At 38.8% G+C, this 17,718-nt stretch carries 18 protein-coding genes; 8 read left to right on the top strand and 10 right to left on the bottom strand.

Annotation, left to right across the window (positions count from 1 at the left end):
- Positions 1 to 4 precede the first annotated feature (4 nt).
- Both V4596_05080 and V4596_05075 read left to right on the top strand, forming a co-directional pair.
- Positions 5 to 505, top strand: a complete 501-nt coding sequence (locus V4596_05080; protein ID MES2768501.1) for a hypothetical protein — start codon at positions 5 to 7, stop codon at positions 503 to 505.
- 50 nt (positions 506 to 555) lie between these two features.
- On the top strand, positions 556 to 924 hold the full coding sequence (locus V4596_05075) for a hypothetical protein (GenBank protein ID MES2768500.1): 369 nt from the start codon (positions 556 to 558) through the stop codon (positions 922 to 924).
- A gap of 17 nt (positions 925 to 941) precedes the next feature.
- Here the strand turns inward: V4596_05075 and mltG are convergent, their stop codons facing one another.
- The 4 genes from mltG to V4596_05055 all read right to left on the bottom strand — a co-directional run bounded on the left by mltG (position 942) and on the right by V4596_05055 (position 5,981).
- On the bottom strand, positions 942 to 1,979 hold the full coding sequence (gene mltG, locus V4596_05070; GenBank protein MES2768499.1) for an endolytic transglycosylase MltG: 1,038 nt from the start codon (positions 1,977 to 1,979) through the stop codon (positions 942 to 944).
- Positions 1,976 to 3,478 (bottom strand): succinylglutamate-semialdehyde dehydrogenase, encoded by a 1,503-nt coding sequence (locus V4596_05065; protein MES2768498.1) that lies wholly within the window; start codon positions 3,476 to 3,478, stop codon positions 1,976 to 1,978. Before V4596_05065 ends, mltG begins: the two co-directional genes overlap by 4 nt.
- Positions 3,479 to 3,486: 8 nt before the next feature.
- Positions 3,487 to 4,506, bottom strand: a complete 1,020-nt coding sequence (locus V4596_05060) for an arginine N-succinyltransferase (protein MES2768497.1) — start codon at positions 4,504 to 4,506, stop codon at positions 3,487 to 3,489.
- A 77-nt stretch (positions 4,507 to 4,583) separates the two neighbouring features.
- Complete coding sequence (locus V4596_05055) at positions 4,584 to 5,981, bottom strand: aminotransferase class III-fold pyridoxal phosphate-dependent enzyme (GenBank protein ID MES2768496.1); 1,398 nt, start codon at positions 5,979 to 5,981, stop codon at positions 4,584 to 4,586.
- A gap of 89 nt (positions 5,982 to 6,070) precedes the next feature.
- Here V4596_05055 and V4596_05050 point away from each other — a divergent pair, with 89 nt between their 5' ends.
- From V4596_05050 to hpt, 6 genes are all read left to right on the top strand, one after another.
- Positions 6,071 to 6,883: an SH3 domain-containing protein gene (locus V4596_05050; GenBank protein MES2768495.1), complete on the top strand. Its 813-nt coding sequence runs from the start codon at positions 6,071 to 6,073 to the stop codon at positions 6,881 to 6,883.
- A gap of 12 nt (positions 6,884 to 6,895) precedes the next feature.
- Positions 6,896 to 7,486 carry a cyclic nucleotide-binding domain-containing protein gene (locus V4596_05045; GenBank protein ID MES2768494.1) on the top strand — a complete coding sequence of 197 codons (591 nt, stop codon included), beginning with the start codon at positions 6,896 to 6,898 and terminating at the stop codon, positions 7,484 to 7,486.
- Positions 7,455 to 8,507, top strand: a complete 1,053-nt coding sequence (locus V4596_05040) for an AI-2E family transporter (protein MES2768493.1) — start codon at positions 7,455 to 7,457, stop codon at positions 8,505 to 8,507. Before V4596_05045 ends, V4596_05040 begins: the two co-directional genes overlap by 32 nt.
- Positions 8,508 to 8,576: 69 nt before the next feature.
- Positions 8,577 to 9,335, top strand: a complete 759-nt coding sequence (gene bamD, locus V4596_05035; protein MES2768492.1) for an outer membrane protein assembly factor BamD — start codon at positions 8,577 to 8,579, stop codon at positions 9,333 to 9,335.
- Positions 9,325 to 10,098, top strand: a complete 774-nt coding sequence (locus tag V4596_05030) for a tetratricopeptide repeat protein (protein ID MES2768491.1) — start codon at positions 9,325 to 9,327, stop codon at positions 10,096 to 10,098. The genes bamD and V4596_05030 overlap by 11 nt, the downstream gene beginning before the upstream one ends.
- A gap of 19 nt (positions 10,099 to 10,117) precedes the next feature.
- A complete protein-coding gene (gene hpt, locus V4596_05025; protein ID MES2768490.1) occupies positions 10,118 to 10,645 on the top strand; it encodes a hypoxanthine phosphoribosyltransferase in 528 nt (175 codons plus the stop codon).
- A gap of 500 nt (positions 10,646 to 11,145) precedes the next feature.
- Here the strand turns inward: hpt and rimO are convergent, their stop codons facing one another.
- The 6 genes from rimO to nadD all read right to left on the bottom strand — a co-directional run bounded on the left by rimO (position 11,146) and on the right by nadD (position 17,718).
- Positions 11,146 to 12,555 carry a 30S ribosomal protein S12 methylthiotransferase RimO gene (gene rimO / locus V4596_05020; GenBank protein ID MES2768489.1) on the bottom strand — a complete coding sequence of 470 codons (1,410 nt, stop codon included), beginning with the start codon at positions 12,553 to 12,555 and terminating at the stop codon, positions 11,146 to 11,148.
- 15 nt (positions 12,556 to 12,570) lie between these two features.
- Positions 12,571 to 13,914, bottom strand: a complete 1,344-nt coding sequence (locus V4596_05015) for an outer membrane lipoprotein carrier protein LolA (protein ID MES2768488.1) — start codon at positions 13,912 to 13,914, stop codon at positions 12,571 to 12,573.
- Between the two features lie 25 nt (positions 13,915 to 13,939).
- Positions 13,940 to 14,593, bottom strand: coding sequence for a hypothetical protein (locus tag V4596_05010; GenBank protein ID MES2768487.1), 654 nt, complete (start codon positions 14,591 to 14,593; stop codon positions 13,940 to 13,942).
- Positions 14,594 to 14,630: 37 nt separating this feature from the next.
- Complete coding sequence (gene gpmI, locus V4596_05005) at positions 14,631 to 16,136, bottom strand: 2,3-bisphosphoglycerate-independent phosphoglycerate mutase (protein MES2768486.1); 1,506 nt, start codon at positions 16,134 to 16,136, stop codon at positions 14,631 to 14,633.
- Between the two features lie 74 nt (positions 16,137 to 16,210).
- A complete protein-coding gene (locus tag V4596_05000; protein MES2768485.1) occupies positions 16,211 to 16,681 on the bottom strand; it encodes a 23S rRNA (pseudouridine(1915)-N(3))-methyltransferase RlmH in 471 nt (156 codons plus the stop codon).
- 2 nt (positions 16,682 to 16,683) lie between these two features.
- Positions 16,684 to 17,718, bottom strand: a complete 1,035-nt coding sequence (gene nadD / locus V4596_04995; protein ID MES2768484.1) for a nicotinate (nicotinamide) nucleotide adenylyltransferase — start codon at positions 17,716 to 17,718, stop codon at positions 16,684 to 16,686.

The following is a 17,718-nucleotide window of genomic DNA, read 5'->3' as shown; positions in this document are numbered from 1 at the left end:
AGTGATGATTTTACTAAAAATGCTGAAGACAAATATTTTAAAGCTAACCGCTTATAAAAAAACATTCTTTTTTATTGTGGGCTTCTTAATACTTGCTGTTTACATTCTGTCACTCAATTCCGCTTTGATATTTCCGTCACTACAACTGGACAGAAAAGTTCTCTCTATTCTTGTATTCACTCCAGACACCAATTCTGAGCCTTACCAAATTATGAAGGTAAAAATCAGTAATAAAATTATGGTGGAAATCTATAAAATCATTAATCAATACAATTATGAACTTGTGTCTCAAATTGATACTGGCAGTAAATACGAAGGTTATTTTTTACTGGGCGGGAACGCCACTAATCTTGCTTACATCAATATCGATGACGATCCTATGAGTGAAATTATAGTTCCAGGCTTTGATAATAATCTTAGCGCACACTTAAATGTCATAAAGTTCGACAGCAATACAAAGAGCTTTACTCTCGTAAATCAGAAGATTTCTCTCGAAAATCTCTAAAGGTGCTTGAAATCTCTAAAGGTCCTAAGACCTTTGTCCGATCAATATTCATGAAAAACGCTGCTGAACAAAACAAGATCACTATGTTACTTTTTATTGTATCAGTTCTGGGCGTTTATAAATTCTATGAGGTCGGGAAATCCACAGAAGTCGAGAGAGGAATTGCCTCTGTCTCTGCAGCAACCGTTGAAGTTACTCCTGAAGAAATCGCAGAGGGACAATTGGATTTAGAACTTCTCTCTCTTCATCAAAAATTCGGTGGAAACCAAGTTAAAAAATGCTACGACAATAGACTTTCTTGCGGTGGAATTAGAAACCACTCAAAGTGCCTAAGCGATAAAGTATCGCACTTCTTACATTGCTCAAACCTAGACAAAGTAGAAGTCGCCCAAATCAAACAAAAGATGAATATCGAATAACCAAATTTTCTAAAGATTTACTTCTTGAGATTGCGCCAAGATTTGCCTTCGCGCATTCTGCGGTCTTTTTGATATTTTTTTACGGCGTCATCATGCTCTTGGTAGGTTCTCGAGAAATAATGTCTACCTTCGTTCATGCTCACAAAAAATAAATACTCTGTCTTTTCCGGCTTAAGCGCTGCCAAGATCGCATCTTTTCCTGGGTTTGCGATGGGACCAATAGGAAGAGCTGGAACTGTGTACGTGTTGTATGGAGTCTTAGCAAGAATATCAGATTTTCTAATGTTGTTCGACATAAAGCCCTTTTGAACGGCAATGCCATACATGATTGTAGGATCAGACTGAAACTTCATATTTTTTTTCATGCGATTATAAAATACCGATGAAATAGTGGGACGCTCTTCCGGAGCTCCGGTTTCTTTTTCAATCATGCTCGCCAATATTACCATTTTGTGGCGCAAAGCTTTATCTTCTTGAAGTTGTGGCGCAATCTCGGACACAACATTATTGAAATGATCCACCATCATGCGAATGATTTTATCTAGACTCATCCCCTTAGTATAAAAATACGTATTTGGATATAAGTAACCCTCTAGCGATGAAGCTTTGAATCCAATCAATTGCTCTGTGTACTTGGGATCTCTAACCAGTTTTAAAAATTGCTTTGCCGTAGTGATTTTGTTGAGCTCAAAAGTTTGCGCAATTTCAAAGATGTTTAACCCTTCTTGAACTGTAAAAGATCTTTGAACACTCTTTCCACTAACAAGGATGGTTAAAATTTCGTGAGGCCACATATCTGTTGTGATTTCGTACTCACCCATTTTGATTTTTTGGTCCGCTTTTGTAAAAGTCGCAATGATTGAGAACAGGCGTTTATTTTGAATCACATTCTTTTCGTGAAGATCATCGATCACATTTTTGAAAGGACCGGGCTCTACTTCGATAAGAATTTTTTCGGACTGACCCGATCTTGGTTTCAGCTGAAAATACAGATAAGTCGTTACAAACAACGCACCTACAAATACCGTGGCTAACAAAATTTTGATAAACTTCAAGAAATCACCTCTAAGCCCGGAGGAAGCTTAGACGCATCAAATGGAGTTGGGTCCTCCAGATTTGCTACCGGTACCGTGCAATACTGAACGGCAAAGTGAGCCGACGGTCTATCGTTTCCAGACTTGTCCATTCCACCAAACGGTAGGCGTGAGCTTGCACCAATAGTTCCTCTATTCCAGTTCACTAAACCTACACGAGCTTGCTGATTTAATTTATCATAAAGTTCTTTTTGTTTAGTGAAAATCGAAGTCACTAATCCATAGCCCGTAGAGTTGATCAGTTCTAACGATTGATCAAAATCATCGGTTTTATAAACTGCTAAGTTTGGGCCAAAAATTTCTGTTTTTTGATAAACTGATTTTTCAGAAGGCTTATCAATTAGATATATACTTGGTGTCACGTAAGATCCATTAAGCTCTTTATCGAGAGCCTTCCCTCGCATCAAGCATTCTGCTCCTTCTCTAACTGCAATCCCTTGAAATCTTAAATAATTTTCTACTGCAGTATCATTGATGAGTGGCCCCATGAAAGTGTTGTCCTTCCAGTGACCGATCGTTAATTTTTTTGCCGCTTTATAGAACTTATCCATAAATTGATCATAAATATTTTTATGAAGGATCAAACGACTTGTACAAGAACATCTTTGTCCCGTAGTTAAGAACGAAGCTTGAAGATTCTCATAAATTGCCTTATCAAGATCCGTATCATCCCAAACTAATGAAGCATTTTTCCCGCCCATCTCAAGAGCTAAAATCTTCCAGTAATGAGTCATGGTTTCTTGTTTGATTTTTAATCCTGTATCGTAGGAACCGGTAAAGAGAATTCCATCCACAAGTTCATGCGCCACCAATCTTCGGCCAGTTTCTCCCAAACCTTGTACCATATTGAAAACACCATGCGGAAAATCTGCCTGGTGAAACATTTCTGCCATAATCTGGCCAACAAAAGGAGTTTGTTCGGAAGGTTTGAATACAACTGTATTTCCCGTAATCAATGCTGGAATAATGTGTCCATTAGGTAAATGTCCTGGAAAATTAAAGGGCCCAAGAACCGCCATCACTCCGCGAGGTTTAAAACGAACAACACCTTTTACTCCAGGTAGGGCATTTTCAAATTCTTGAGTCGCTACAAGCTTCATAGACTCATTCAGCGTAATATCAATTTTCCCAATCATAGCTTGAGCTTCCGTCAGCGCTTCCCATAATGGTTTTCCCATGTCTCTTGAAATAGCTTCTGCTAAATCATTTTTTCTAGCTGTGTAAACTTCTTTTAGTCTTGTTAGATAGTGCGTGCGCTCTTGAAGCGAAAGCCCTGCCCAATGCGGGAAAGCTTTCTTCGCTGCCTCTACAGCTTTATTCACATGATCAAAAGCATATTCGAATGTCATGATCAGGTCTTTTTTATCAGACGGAGAAATGTCTTTCACTTCGCCATCAGGCTTAGCCGGAATCATAAATTCTTTGTTAATGTAATCGCCGCGGTAAAGATTCTCTGACATAACTCTTCCTATACTATTTCAGTTAAACAAACTTTATCATTTGCGCTAAGTTTTAAAATTTCTTTGGTTGTTCCTGGTAACACAATACGATCACCATCTAGATGATAAGCGGTATGCTTAGCCAAAAATTTCCCGTCTCTCATAAATCCAACTAAGCCATAATTTTTAAATTCCGCTTGATCACGAGAAGACACTTCCAAATGTTTTGCATTTTTAATGAGTGGAACCTCATTGGTAACCACTCCAAAATGCGGACCCCCATCAAATGGATCGACTTCGTTTAAATATTTAAATCCTAGTTTTTCCAATAGATGCTGGGCAGGTCTTGTCTCATCACCCACTCTGCCTAAAACAAATCTTGCAGCAGATGAAAGAACACACGTGTAGATTTCTTCTTTCGGAAACAAGCTATGAATAAATTCTTTATATCTATGACTGAGTTTATCCGCCTCTTGGTATGGCAGCCCAGTAAATCTTCTTCCCATCGCTTCCCAGAATTCACTTTTACCTTGGGCCATTTGTGGCGGAGAGAGTTCACATAAAATTTTTGATTCGAATCTTTCAGGATACATTGCCATAAACAAAAATCTCACCAGAGAAATTTGTTTACCAATTTTTTCGGGATCCCTCCGGTACTCACTGTCCACCAAAAGACCGCCGATCTCCGTAGGTCCGTTGGCTTCCTCTTCGAGTTTTAGAACTTGATGCACAAATCCGATTCCTAAGTCACTCGAGAAATGTTCTTTCTTTGTCACTTTAAAATAAAAGTGTGGCTCCTCTTTGGTTCCATGCTTTGCAAGAATTAATGAACTCCCAACAACTCTTTCTGTTTCTGTGTCTTCTACCACAAAAATATATTCTGCTTCCGCATTATTTTTAATAAGTCCCGCAAAAGAATTTTGGCTCTTTTCGATTTTTCTCGCCAACACCTTTGCATCATTTGGAAGATTGATCATCGTAAATTGCGAACTCAACACTTGCAAATCACGAACGTCGCGCTCTTCTACGCTTCTTAGGATATAGGACATAAACACCTCGATCAGTTATCGTCTCACGACGAGTTATTATTACCGGCCACCTAGCGCCGCCCACGAACGACAATGTATTAGGAGGAGGAGGAGGCACACTCTAAGATGGATTTTTCTAGAATTTTCTTTGCTACCTCGATGTCCTTATCTTGCATTACCGCAGGAATTAGGAACCTCAATCTCAATGGATCTTTTCCACACCCAAAACTCATAAGACCGTTTTTGTAGAGAACTTGAAGTAGTTTTCCTACTCTATCTTTATTGCCATCAAGCGGCGTCACAGCAATCATCAACCCTAAACCACCTGCATCTCGCAATAATCCTTTGCACGTTGTTTGATTTAAATCATTCAACATCGCTATAAATTTCTTGTGGATGCTTGCAATCTTCCCGTTTGGTCCTAAATAATTTTCTTCTGTTAAAATTCTTAAGATTTCATTTCCTGCTGCTAGAGATCCCGAGCTAGAAGCAAACGTTCCCGCTATCAAACCCGGTTGCGGATTGTATTCCGCCGTGTAAAGTGTTGCCGCCACTTGTGCAGTCTTTGCGATTGTACACAGATCTATATATTTCCCGATGCCTAAAGTTTCGTAAGCGAATAATTCTCCTGTTCTCGTGAAGGTTTGAACTTCATCAGCCCAGATTGCAATTTTCTTTTCTTTTAAGAATTCAAAAATTGGAATGAGGAATTCTTTTGGAGCGTAAATATATCCGCCCTCACCCAGCATGGGTTCAAAGCTAAATACAGAAATGTTTTTTTCATGCTTTGCTACGTGATCTTTTACGACTCTCAGTGCCTCTTCAGAACTTTCTTTTGGGTTTTTTGCATCGTAGTAAGGAACTCTTAGAACTTCATTGTAATCCGGAAGACCTTGCTTGTAGGCCGGGTTATCCGTAAGTTCTGCCATCAATGTCGATCTTCCAGCAAATGCATTTTTAAATCCTAAGATCATTCTCGCTGGAGAATTTTTTTGGCGAGCCATCTTGAGAGCATTTTCATTGGCCATTGTTCCGCATGTTGTAATCCAAGCGTGCTTAAGATTTGAATTTTTTGCGGCTAGCTTTGTGATTCGATCATGGAATTCCACGTATTCACGATTTGGCTCTAAATGACCTTGCATAACGATATCGCTCAAAGCTCCTTTAAGTGTGGCTTTGATTACGCCTGGATGCGAATGTCCCATCAGATGAATCCCAATACCATTGATCAAATCCAGCTTAACGCTTCCGTCTTCAACTTCTGTGTAAGGACCTCTTCCAATCCCGCTTCCAATGTAGGGATAAAATAATGGACGGCCTCTCATTTGGCCTACGGTATCCATAGTTTTTTTTGCGCTCTCTGTAAATTTGGGATTAGGTTCTCTGACGCCATCAATCTTTTCGCTGATAGCAGAAACTTCCTTCACTGCTTGATTCAATAAATCGTCAATTTTTTTTGATTCCCATAAATCATTCCCTAATAAACCGCCCGACATAGCCTCTGTCCTTTCCGATAAAAATTCATTTATTTTTCTGTACCTAATACTTCTTGATCACAGAGCCGAAGCCCTTTTAAAATGTGTGAATGATGAAAACAACTTTGATGAAAATTGCGTTCGTATTATTTTATCTGACAACATCAGCAGGCACTTCCAATATTTGTTTTGCAGCAGAGGGTGATCCAAGTTCTGCTTTCAATAATTATCAGAAAAGTTATCAAAGTAATGACTTTGAAGCTGCTCGAACCACAATCGAGGAGGCTCTCAAATCCCACACTCACAACAGTTATCTAATATACAATTTAGGTCTGACCGAGTACAAGCTGGGAAAAACAGGTCTAGCAATAGGTCTTTGGCGCAAGGCGCTATCGATTAATCCGCAATTAAATGAGGCTAGGCAAGCAGTTGATTTTGCTGTGAGTCAAATGTCTGCAAAGCCTTTAGCAAAAACTACTGATTCTACTTGGGTCTGGTTGGAAAAGCTCATCGTGGACCACCTTTCATTCAACATGATTTGGCCGTTCTTTTTGCTCAGTCTTTTTGTTTCTGGGTTTATGTTTATTAAGTTTTTGGGCGCAAAAAGGAAGGCCTTCGCAAACGACGAGGCTACTCCTATTTTAGGAACAAAGCCGATTCTATTTTTGGTGATTACTGTTTGTTTGGGCGTTGTGAGTTTCTTTAGTTTTAAGGATCTTGTTACAACAAAGGCAACCACAATTGTAAAGCTCGCTGAAGTTAAAACGGGTCCTAATGCAGAATATGGAACTCTATTTGAAATCCCAGAGGGAACAGAAGTGTTGATTCGTGACAAAGAAGCTGAATGGTATAAGATAGAAGATCCAACGGGACGCGTGGGATGGGCTGCACGCGATCAACTTTTTGTGACAAATACATTTTGAGGCAAACGCTTTATGATCAATCTCCTTTGGGAAAATATTTTTAAGAAAGAAGAGAAATCTCAAAAAATTTCCAATCTTCTTCATCAAAATAAAATTTTTAGCTCTTTAACTAAAAAAGAAATTCGCATTGTCGAAGAACTAATTCATGAAAGACACTACAGAGCGGGTGAAACTGTTTTCAGACAAAGTGAAATCGGGATCGGAATGTACATCATCGCAAAGGGTGCCGTAGATATTTCGGTCGTGGAACTTGAAGATGTTACAGCAAGTGCTAATGATAAATTCAGTGAAGTTCTGATTACAAAACTAAAAAAAGGCGATTTTTTTGGAGAGCTTTCTCTGGTGGAAGATCACGGAAAAAGAACCGCTCATGCGACGGCATCGGAAGATTCCGTATTGATTGGTTTCTTTAAGCCTGACCTCAATGTTATCTTGCAAGGTCATCCTTCCATCGGCGCTAAAATCACAATGAGTCTCGCTGAGGTCGTAGGAAAAAGACTTAAATCTACAACAGAGAAAATTTCGCAACTTAGAAATGAAATGAAGATGCTTACGGAGCTACATAGAGGAAATGAAAGCACTACCCACACTAATAAAGCGTGAGCGCCTACTAAGGCTTGCCGCTGTCTTATTCACATTGGTTTTACTTTCTACAGTTGTTTTAATTGTTGAGAACATGCTTATTTCTTTTGTGCTGGCTTTTGGTGCGACCTATCTCATCACTCCGATCGTAAGATATCTTGAGCGCATGGGGATGAGCAGAAATTCTGCTATTCTTATTCCCTATTTTACTTTATTGGCTTTAACGACGGCACTTGTTTTCATTACGATTCCTCTCGTTGTAGAACAAATTCGTGAACTACGATTGGAAATGCCTAAGTATGTTGAGGGTGTGACTTTTCTTATTCAAAAATGGGAAAATCAACTGAAGGACTTTATCCCTTACGTTTTCAAATATGATATTGGTGAAAATATCGCAAGGCTTGCCGAAAGTGGTGTCACTGGATTTTTACAAAATGCTCCAAAGTTTGCTCAACAATTTTTGACTGTTTGTTTACTAGGTCCGATTTTTTGCTACTTCATGCTTAAAGACGGCAGAAAAATCTCTAGAAATTTACTCTCTCTATTTCCAAATAATGTTTTCGAAATGGCGCTTTCTCTGAGTCATAAAATTAACCTTCAACTTGGAGATTTTATTCGCGCAAGATTGGTGGAAGCCTTTATTGTGGGAATTGTTGTTTGGATTGGCTTAACGATACTTCAATTTCCTTATGCCTTATTCTTGGCAATCTTTGCCACGGTGATGAACCTCATTCCTTACGTGGGCCCATTCATTGGTGCGGTTCCTGCTTTTATTATTGCCATTATCAATCAAGAACCTTCCTTGAATGTACTTTTGATGTCGATGGTTTATTTTATCGCGCAACTAGTAGATATCGTATTTATCATCCCACTTGTGGTAGCTAGAACTGTGAATTTACACCCAGTAACTGTGATTGTTGTGTTCATTATTGGAGCAAATGTCATGGGTGTTTTGGGCATGATCATCTCTGTTCCTGTAGCTAGCGTTCTCAAACTCATCTTCTATACAATTTATGATCAATTGATCAAATTTAGGGCATAAGATTTGACATTAAAAACTCATCGCGTATAAAATCGTTACGTCGAATCGGTACCGAACAATTGGAGTTTTATGCGACTGAACTTTTTCAAAGTATTTTTAACAACATTATTGTTATCGCTAGCAGTAGTTTCCTGCTCAACTCCAGATCCCATCGATGTGAATTCAGCAGAAAAAGCTTTCAAAGAAGCCAAAGAGTATGAAGACGATGAACGCTACGAAGAAGCTCTTAGACGTTACGACGAAATTAAAAATAAATTCCCTTACTCACAATATTCAAAAGAATCAGATTTAAGAATCGCTGATATTTATTTTAAAAAAGAAGAGTTTGCATCAGCGGCGCTTTCTTATTCGAACTTTAAATACTTATATCCGAATCATCCGCAAATTCCTTACGTGAGTTTGCAATTGGCACTTTCTTACTTCAATCAATTGCCAACGACGATTGATCGCGATTTGTCTAAAGGTGTTCAAGCTATCCAAGAGTTCAATATAGTTCTTGATAAGTATCCGGGAACTGATTTTGCAAAAACTGCGGCTGAAAAGAAAAAAGCCACCCAAGATATGCTTGCTAAAAAAGAATCGTACATTGCCAATTGGTATTTTAAAAAAGAAAAGTACTTAAGTGCGATGAGACGCTTTGAGAATCTCACGAAGATGCCTGCTCCTGCAGAATTGACTTCGGAAGCTTACCTCAAAGGTGCCATCAGTGCTTTGGAAATTGGTGAAGTGGGAAAAGGAAAGAGCTTATTGGAACAACTTTCTAAAAAGTTCCCAACGAGCGATAACAACGACCAGATTAGCGATGTGAAGAGTAAATATGGCATATAGTGATAACCGCACCGGATATCGCGAGATGATGGCGCAAGCTAAAGAAAGCTTTATTGAGGGCGACTATAGAACCGCAGAACCTCTTTTGCAGCAAGCTATTCTTCAAAACAACAAAGACCCAGAAGTTTACCAGATGCTTGCGACTCTTTTCTATGACAAGGGCCAATTCAATAAAGCCATCAAGTCTTTCAAAAAAGCTTTAGAAATCGATCCCTCTTATACGGATGCGAGTGTTGGTTTATCAATCATTTTAAATGATTTGGGCAGATATGAAGAAGCAAAAGAAGTCTTTGAAGAAGCCCAAGAACGTTTAAACGAAACAAAGATGCAATCGGATCCATTCATCGAAGACAGGATCACCCAAAAACACATGGAACTGGGAGATTTGTACCTTCAAATCGAGAAGTTTGAAGATGCTTTAGAACAATTCATGAAGGCTAAGAAGTTATCGAACAATCCTGGATTATTGATCCTAAAAATTGCCGAATGCTTTATGAAGATCCATAAGGAACAAAGAGCAATTCAAGAGCTTCAACTTTTCCTAAGAGACTACCCTCAAAATATCGAGGCTAGAGTTCGCCTTGGGGTTTACTTATACCAAATGAACCGCGTTTATGAAGCCGTCGAAGAGTGGGAAAAGGTTCAGATGAGAGATTCTCAGAATGCTGATGCAAAACACTATTTGCAGTTGGCTCGCGAGACACGCTTGACAGAAATAGCCTTAGACAGTCATTTATCACATAATAACGATCAAGAATATTAGACCTCATCCAGGAGACCATATGTCACAAATTAAAGACGACATGATTCCATACCTAAAAGCTGATGAAATCGACGAAATCGTCGGAAGAATCGCAGAAGAAATCGAGCATGACTACAAAGGCAGACCGATTGTACTTGTTGGGGTTCTGAAGGGGTCCTTACCATTCATCGCAGACCTTTCCCGTAAGATCAATTTGGCTCAAAGAATAGATTTTGTATCCCTCAGTAGCCAAAAAAGCAAAAGCGGGGAGTACGTTATCACTATCAATCAAGACATCACGACTCAAATCAAAGACAAACACGTAATTATCGTTGAAGAAGTTATCGATGCCGGCAGAAAACTGACTTTCTTGAAGAATAGAATCCTGTCTTCCGATCCTGCATCTCTGAAAATTGTTACCTTGTTGGATAAGCCCGCAAGAAGAGTTATCAACATCAAAGCCGACTACATCGGAAAAACCATCGAAGACAGATATGTGGTTGGTTACGGATTAGATGATAATGGGCTTGGCAGAAACTATCCGGACATATACTATCTAAGACATTGATACATTTTAAAGACACACAGCTAGATTTATAGGACAACAACAATGATTTTCTCTGCTCGCGCAACCATGATGTTTATTTTTTCGGTGCTTCTTTTTTTCGTATTCCAAGCGCTTGTAAGATAGTAGTGCTTTAAGACGAAGACCCACGTTTTTTTAAAACAACCAGTGGTCTAGGGTTTAAGCCCAATCCTTTGTCTTTGAATACGCTAGGACTTCTCTTTTAAATTTCTAAAATTGATTCAAAATCTGTAACAAAAGCCACAAAATTCTTAAAACGATTAAAGTAAAACTCAAAATCTGACGAATTAATACCTGTGTAGAGGTTTTCATTCGTGTTGCTCCTTGGTTTCTAAGACCTAGGAGTTTCATCCAAATAGGATCTTCGCTTAAAGCAAAGATCCTATTTGCATTTTTAGAATCATATTCATGTTTTATTTATTTCGTTTAGAGTCTAAATAATATTCGAAATTCGAATTTAATCCGGTAATTCAACGTGGGGATTAATTTTCGGAAATAATTTTTCCAATCAAATCGTATTCCATGGCGTCGGTGATTTCTACTTTTACGAGGTCACCGATTTTTGCGTCACCTTCGTTAATGTAAACAATGCCATCGATGTCTGGGGCTTGTTGTGATGATCTTCCTTTTAATAAAAGTTCTGATTCTTCACTCACGCCTTCTACGATCACGTCTATTACAGATCCGATCATTGATTTGTGTTTCTTTTTGGAAATTGGAAGCTGGAGTGACATCAATCTGTGAAAGCGATCTTCTTTGATATCTTCATCAATTTGATCTGTCATTTTGCCGCCGGCAGTGCTTTCTTCGGGAGAATATTTAAAGCAGCCAACGCGGTCGAATTTTTGTTCTTTAACAAAGTCTAATAATTCTTGGAAATACTCTTCTGTTTCACCTGGGAATCCAACGATGAATTGAGTTCTGATCACAGCATCTGGAATTTCAGTTCTGATATTTGTGATCGCTTGTTGAATTTCTTCTCTAGTCATTTTGCGATTCATTCTCTTCAACATTTCATTGTTGATGTGCTGAAGAGGCATATCGAAATACTTAACCAAATTATTTTTTTCTTTTACCAATTTTACCATTTCGGGAGTGATGCCATCTGGATATAGATAAAGTACTCTCACCCAATCAAGTCCTTTAATATCCGAAAGTCTTCTTAAAAGCTCTACTGGGCTTGTCATATTTTCTGGATCTTTTCTACGAAGATCCCAACCGTAATCTGTAAAGTCATGAGAGATCACATTCAGTTCTTTTACTCCGCCAGCGACCAGAAGCTTCGCTTCGTTCACCACATTTTCTATAGTTCGTGACTGAAGGTTTCCTCTGATTTTTGGAATTGCACAGAATGCACATCTTTTTAAACAACCTTCAGAAATTTTTAAGTAAGCTCTATGAGGCATTTGTGAGTTCACTCTCGGAGTGTTTTCTTGTTGTAAATAAGTTGGAAGATTGAAGAATCTTTTCTTCGTCGCATCCAATCTGTTTTCGTCTAGGATTTTTACGATGTTTTGGAATTCCCCAGATCCTACGAATACGTCAGCTTCAGGAAGATCATTCACTAGATCTTCTTTGTATCGTTGCGTGAGGCAGCCCGCCACTACGAGCTGTTTTAGCTTTCCATCTTCTTTCATGCGAGACATTTCAAAGATTGTAGAAAGAGATTCTTTTTTTGCGTCTTCGATAAATCCACATGTATTTACGATGATAGTTTCTGCATCTTCCGCGCTGTCTGTGATCACATAATCTGATTGCGTGAGGGAACCAATCATCATTTCTGAATCCACTAAATTCTTAGGACAACCCAAGCTAATAAAGTGTACTTTTCTTTTTTGGGCATTTTTTTGCGTCGAAGTGTTTGATTCCTGTTCTTGGCTATTTTTTATCATTAAATTATCTCGCAGCTAGAGGTAGGTAATGGCAGCGTCCTTCGGAGGCTTAAATTTGAAGATTTCTTTGTCCACTTTTTCACTGAAGTCTTGTTCGCTAAACCTGAGCTGTGTTTTATTGCCCAATGAATCCCAGAAAGTGATGCTGGAGATGAGCTCAGCTTGAACGTCAACTTTGAGTTCGACTCGCTCAATTTGTGCATCTTTTTCTTTTGGAATAAGTTTGTATGTAATTTCATCATTTTTTTTATCTGAACTCTCGATTTTAAATCTTTTTTCTAAACTGCCAACGCCCATAAAAATATCTAAAAAAGCTTGGTTTTTCAGGTTCTTGGCTGATTTAGAGTGTAGTATTTGAACTTTATCCTGCGTCTCGTCAAGAGGATAATCTACCACCCAGATATTTTTACCATTCATAAGCAACATATGCTTATTGGGCTCCTTCATATCCATCTTAAAACGACCTTCCGGAGCCATATAAAGCTTCCCCGTATAGGTTTTTGTACGCTCTAAAAGGGCCTGGGTAACCTCAGACTTTACATCTATTCTCACAAAGTGAGTGATGTATTTGGTTTCGATCTTTTTAAGGATTTTTTTAGGATCTTCCTTCAACGAACTTGGACCGCGCTTATTTTCTGTGGCTTCGCCTTCTATGACCACCGCACGCAACATCTCTTGCTGAAGCTCATCTTTGACTTCCGCATCTGTTAAGGGTGCCTTATCTTTATCTGTTTTAGATTTTTTCTTTTCTTTGAGTTCGGCTAATTTTTTTTCAGCCTTCTCTAGTCTCTCGAATTTCTCAGAATTTTTTGCAGCGATTTTTCTTTTTTCTTGAATGGCATCTTCTACGTTCAAGAATTGCTCTGCGGTTTGCATTACAGGTTTTGCCGGTGGAGGAGGAGGTTTTGGTGTTCTTGCAATTTTTGCCTCAGAGACATTTACCGCTATAGAATTCGCAACTGCTGCTGGAATAGATGCTAAGGCACCCGAAACGCCTGATGATGTTTTTTTCTTTTTAAAAAATGCTTCACGAGTTGTATTGAAATACTTACGCTCTTTTTCGTAAATGGCATCTAAATTTTCTTCGTCAAATTCTGTTTTGGAGGGAGCTTCTTTAATCAAAACTTTTTTTCTCTTAGCCTTTTTTCCTTTCCCAACTTTGATGTATTTATATTTGGGCGCAGCTTTCCTGAGGGTTATGACTCCTTCTTTTTTTTCTTCCTTGATCACAGGAACTTCTTTAGATGCAGATGCTTCTGCTTCTTCAGAAATCTCCGGTTGCTTTTTGTCCTCGACTCCTGTTTTTGGGACAAGAACGACGGTCGCAACTATAAAAGGTGCAATAAAGGAAAAAATCATATCTGTTAATTTTATCAGTAATCTGTCAAATCCTGCAAGCAAGTGCCCAAACTTCAATTTGATTTAGACTTTTGATGGCTTTGTAAGCAGCCGTCGCCGTAGCTCCCGTTGTCACCAAATCGTCTATGAGAATCACTTGTCTGGTGGGCGGTAATCTTTCGGTCTTTGTCATGGTGCTTACGAACCTCTCGGTTTTCTTCAGGAACTTTTGATTCGTGCTTTTATTTTCCCATCGAAGACCGCACCATAGCCGCAATCCCAGTTCCTCAGAAATGATATTTGCGATCTGATAAGCATGGTCTTTTTCCCCGACTTTGGACGAGGGAACCGGCACAATAATAGCGTCCTGCGCCGGAGATTCCCTGGCAATGATTTCTAAGGAAAGCTTACGGATAATCTCGAAAGGTGTTCCACCCTTCAATCCGTGGATCAGATTTCCGACCTCACTTTCTTTTTCATCCCACAAAAATAGTGGCCTGACTAAAACTTCCGGAGATTTGTAGATTTTAAATTGAGTCGGTGTTTTGTATTTTTCCAATTCAAACCAACACTTCTTACAAAAGAAATCTATGGGATTAAAATCATTATGGAAAAAACTGAGTCCGCAATTTTTGCAATTTCTAAAATAAGAATTCATTCCCCATATCACTGCAAATATGCCAAGTGCGAGAAATCGCATACCTACGATCTCACGTAAATTTTTGTCCGAGATTCATTTAAAAAAGAGGATTTCCAGACATATCCGCCGGTTTTTCCCAATTGAATAGCTTTAATATCGTTGGGGCCACATCGCAGAGGGCTCCGTCATGCATTTTTACGTTTTTATGTTTTTCAGAAACCAAGATACAGGGAACCGGATTCATCGAATGCTGGGTCATTGCCTCGCCAGTTTCCGAAATCATTTCTTCGCAGTTCCCATGGTCCGCCGTAATGATCACATCGAAATTTCTTGCTTGAGCTTTACTTACCAACTTTTCAACACACTTATCAAGAGTCTCGACAGCCTTAATTGCGGCCTGCTCGTTTCCTGTGTGGCCAACCATATCGCCGTTCGCGTAATTCACCACGATCAATTTATAATCTTTGTCCATTCCTTCAAGAAGTTTATCTGTAACCTCAAACGCGCTCATCTCGGGTTTTTCATCGTAAGTTTTTACTTCTTTAGGAGACGGAATCAAAATCCGATCTTCGCCATCGAATGCTTTTTCTAATCCCCCGTTAAAGAAATATGTTACGTGCGCATATTTTTCTGTCTCGGCAACGCGCAGTTGTTTAAATCCTTTTTGAGAGACAATTTCACCTAAAATATTTTTGAGAGAGTCTTGATCAAATAGTGGTCTAAATGGAAAATCTTTTTGATATCTTGTCATCGTTACCCAATTTTCTGAAAAAACTTTGACTGGCGTTGTGAATTTATCAAAGCCTGGACCAGCGATTGCTAGAGAAATTTCTCTGGCTCTGTCGGCACGGTAGTTAAAGAACATCACCTGATCTTGCGGAGAAATTCTCACGCCTCCGCGGATTTGTCTTGGTAAAATAAACTCATCTGTTTCTTCTTTTTTATAAGCATCCAGAACTGCTTCTTCCGCAGAATCGAATTCTTCTACTGAGCCCTCTTGAGTCAGAGCTTTGTAAGCTATTTCCACTCTTTCCCATCTTTGATCTCTATCCATCGCATAGAACCTACCAACAACGGTTGCAATTTGCACATTTGGCAAGAGATCAACTTGATGTTGTAGTTCTTTAACAAAATCTATTCCACTTTTCGGAGGAGTATCTCTTCCATCCGTGATGACATGAATAAAGATCGGCTTATCTTTGGAAAGAGTTCTAACCGATTCAACCAATTTCAATAAATGCTTTTGATCCGAATGCACTCCTCCGTCTGAAAGAAGCCCGATAAAGTGTAAAGCGCCCATAGGGTTTTGTGCAATTCTTTGAATATCAGGAAGAGTGTGAAAACCTTTTTCACGAATGAATTTATTAATTCTGGTAAGTTCTTGATAGACCACTCGACCGGCACCAAGATTTAAGTGACCTACTTCTGAGTTTCCCATAATTCCCTCAGGCAAGCCAACAGCCTCGCCTGAATTCTTCAGCAAGCTATGCGGATACGTCTTCATCAAACTATCTATGGTTGGCGTCTTAGCCATATAAATAGCGTTGTGTTCGTGTTTTTCAGAATGACCGAAACCATCAAGGATAATAAGAAGAGCTTTCATAAACTCAAAAATAAATCAAAATGTACTCTTTGTTAAGAATTATGATGTCGATTCTCGTCGGTTTGTCCGAAGTCTTAAGAATTATGGTAGGGGATGCCTTTTAGGATTGTGAAAGTGCGGTAAATTTGTTCTAAGGCCATAGTGAGAGCGACGTGATGATTCATTACCATCTTTGAAAGTGAAAGCTTTTGATTCGCTCTCGCCTTTACCTCTGTTGAAACGCCGAAAGCACCACCGATGAGGAAAACTATTCTCTTAGGATTTGATTCTTGAATTTTCTTAAAATTCTGCGCAAAGGCAATTGAATCGAAGATTTTTCCCTCTTCATCAAAAAGGATAAAATAATCATCACTCTTTAGTTTTCCAAGAATCATTTTGGATTCTTCTTCAATTTTATGTGCTTTATTATCTCGTGCGATGGATGGGCTTTTGATTTTAATGATTTCAAACTCGGAAAATCTTTTTATTTTCTCCGTATAAAGAGATTGAGCTTCTAAAGCCCAATCTTCTTTCTGAGATTCGATATATAAAAAGATAACCTTCATGATTATTTTTTCGGCGGGGCCGCTGTGTCTTTGAGCTGTAAATCGATACCTTCTCTCCACAATTCTTCTAGGCGGTATTCATTACGAACATAATCATAGAATACATGAACAATGAGTGCTCCATAATCCACTAGAACCCAGCGACCTTCATCGAGCCCTTCTAAGCTGATCGGTAGAACATTGTATTCTTCTTTCACATAGCGAACGAGAGAGTTCGCAAGTGATACCGTTTGCTTGGTACTTGTTCCTGAGCAAACCAATGAGTATTCACTTGGAGCATTCATTTTTCTCAAATCAAAACCACGAACGGCAATGGCTTTTTTGTCAAAGAGAACTTGGGCGCAAAGCTTTGTGAATTCTTCGAAATCAGGAATTTTCTTGTCGAGGGGCGCATAAAGATCGTGTTCTTTAATGTATTGCTCAACTTCAAAGTTTAAAAATGAATCTACGCTTCTTCTTAATTTAAATCTTTTTCTAATTTGAGTTGCCGAAACATCCAGGTCTTCAAGTTGTGTGTAGATAATTTGTCTTCCAGATTTTAGCTTCGCCACGCCATTGGGTTCAAAATTCTTTACTAATGGCTGAAGTCCTTTTGGAAAATCCTCAACTTCGAAAGGAAGTTCCGAGTGAGGTCTGGTTGTTACAATGAGGTTTGAAGCTTTTAAAATGTCTTCATAATTTTTCCATTGATCAAAACTCTCAAAACTATCCGCTCCCATGATAAAGAAAATGTTTTCTGATCCATATTTTGATTCGTAGAAACGAATTGTTTCGATGGTGTAGCTTGTCCCGCCACGATTGACTTCTTGCTCATCTACAGAAACATTTTTTTCATCTTTTAATGCAAGCTTAATCATATTCACGCGATGATCGCCAGAAGGCATATCTTCACTTGCTTCTCTTAATGGATTTTTGTTATTGGGGACTAAAAAAACTTTGGAAAGTTTATTTTTCTTCATCACATAACGAAGGCTATTCAAGTGTCCTGCGTGGATTGGATTGAAACTTCCGCCAAATATTCCTATTTTTTCTGCCAT

The sequence above is a fragment of the Bdellovibrionota bacterium genome (assembly GCA_040386775.1).
GTDB lineage: Bacteria > Bdellovibrionota > Bdellovibrionia > Bdellovibrionales > JAEYZS01 > JAEYZS01.
This window is presented reverse-complemented; position numbering and strand designations above follow the sequence as displayed.

Excerpts from the sequence above, each read along its gene's own strand:
- V4596_05055 (MES2768496.1), bottom strand. The coding sequence starts at position 5,981 with ATGTCGGGCGGTTTATTAGGGAATGATTTATGGGAATCAAAAAAAATT.
- bamD (MES2768492.1), top strand. The coding sequence starts at position 8,577 with ATGCGACTGAACTTTTTCAAAGTATTTTTAACAACATTATTGTTATCG.
- V4596_05030 (MES2768491.1), top strand. The coding sequence starts at position 9,325 with ATGGCATATAGTGATAACCGCACCGGATATCGCGAGATGATGGCGCAA.
- V4596_05010 (MES2768487.1), bottom strand. The coding sequence starts at position 14,593 with ATGCGATTTCTCGCACTTGGCATATTTGCAGTGATATGGGGAATGAAT.
- V4596_05065 (MES2768498.1), bottom strand. The coding sequence starts at position 3,478 with ATGTCAGAGAATCTTTACCGCGGCGATTACATTAACAAAGAATTTATG.
- rimO (MES2768489.1), bottom strand. The coding sequence starts at position 12,555 with ATGATAAAAAATAGCCAAGAACAGGAATCAAACACTTCGACGCAAAAA.
- V4596_05075 (MES2768500.1), top strand. The coding sequence starts at position 556 with ATGAAAAACGCTGCTGAACAAAACAAGATCACTATGTTACTTTTTATT.
- V4596_05015 (MES2768488.1), bottom strand. The coding sequence starts at position 13,914 with ATGATTTTTTCCTTTATTGCACCTTTTATAGTTGCGACCGTCGTTCTT.
- V4596_05060 (MES2768497.1), bottom strand. The coding sequence starts at position 4,506 with ATGTCCTATATCCTAAGAAGCGTAGAAGAGCGCGACGTTCGTGATTTG.
- V4596_05050 (MES2768495.1), top strand. The coding sequence starts at position 6,071 with ATGATGAAAACAACTTTGATGAAAATTGCGTTCGTATTATTTTATCTG.
- nadD (MES2768484.1), bottom strand. The coding sequence starts at position 17,718 with ATGGCAGAAAAAATAGGAATATTTGGCGGAAGTTTCAATCCAATCCAC.
- V4596_05080 (MES2768501.1), top strand. The coding sequence starts at position 5 with ATGATTTTACTAAAAATGCTGAAGACAAATATTTTAAAGCTAACCGCT.
- hpt (MES2768490.1), top strand. The coding sequence starts at position 10,118 with ATGTCACAAATTAAAGACGACATGATTCCATACCTAAAAGCTGATGAA.
- gpmI (MES2768486.1), bottom strand. The coding sequence starts at position 16,136 with ATGAAAGCTCTTCTTATTATCCTTGATGGTTTCGGTCATTCTGAAAAA.
- V4596_05040 (MES2768493.1), top strand. The coding sequence starts at position 7,455 with ATGAAAGCACTACCCACACTAATAAAGCGTGAGCGCCTACTAAGGCTT.
- V4596_05045 (MES2768494.1), top strand. The coding sequence starts at position 6,896 with ATGATCAATCTCCTTTGGGAAAATATTTTTAAGAAAGAAGAGAAATCT.
- V4596_05000 (MES2768485.1), bottom strand. The coding sequence starts at position 16,681 with ATGAAGGTTATCTTTTTATATATCGAATCTCAGAAAGAAGATTGGGCT.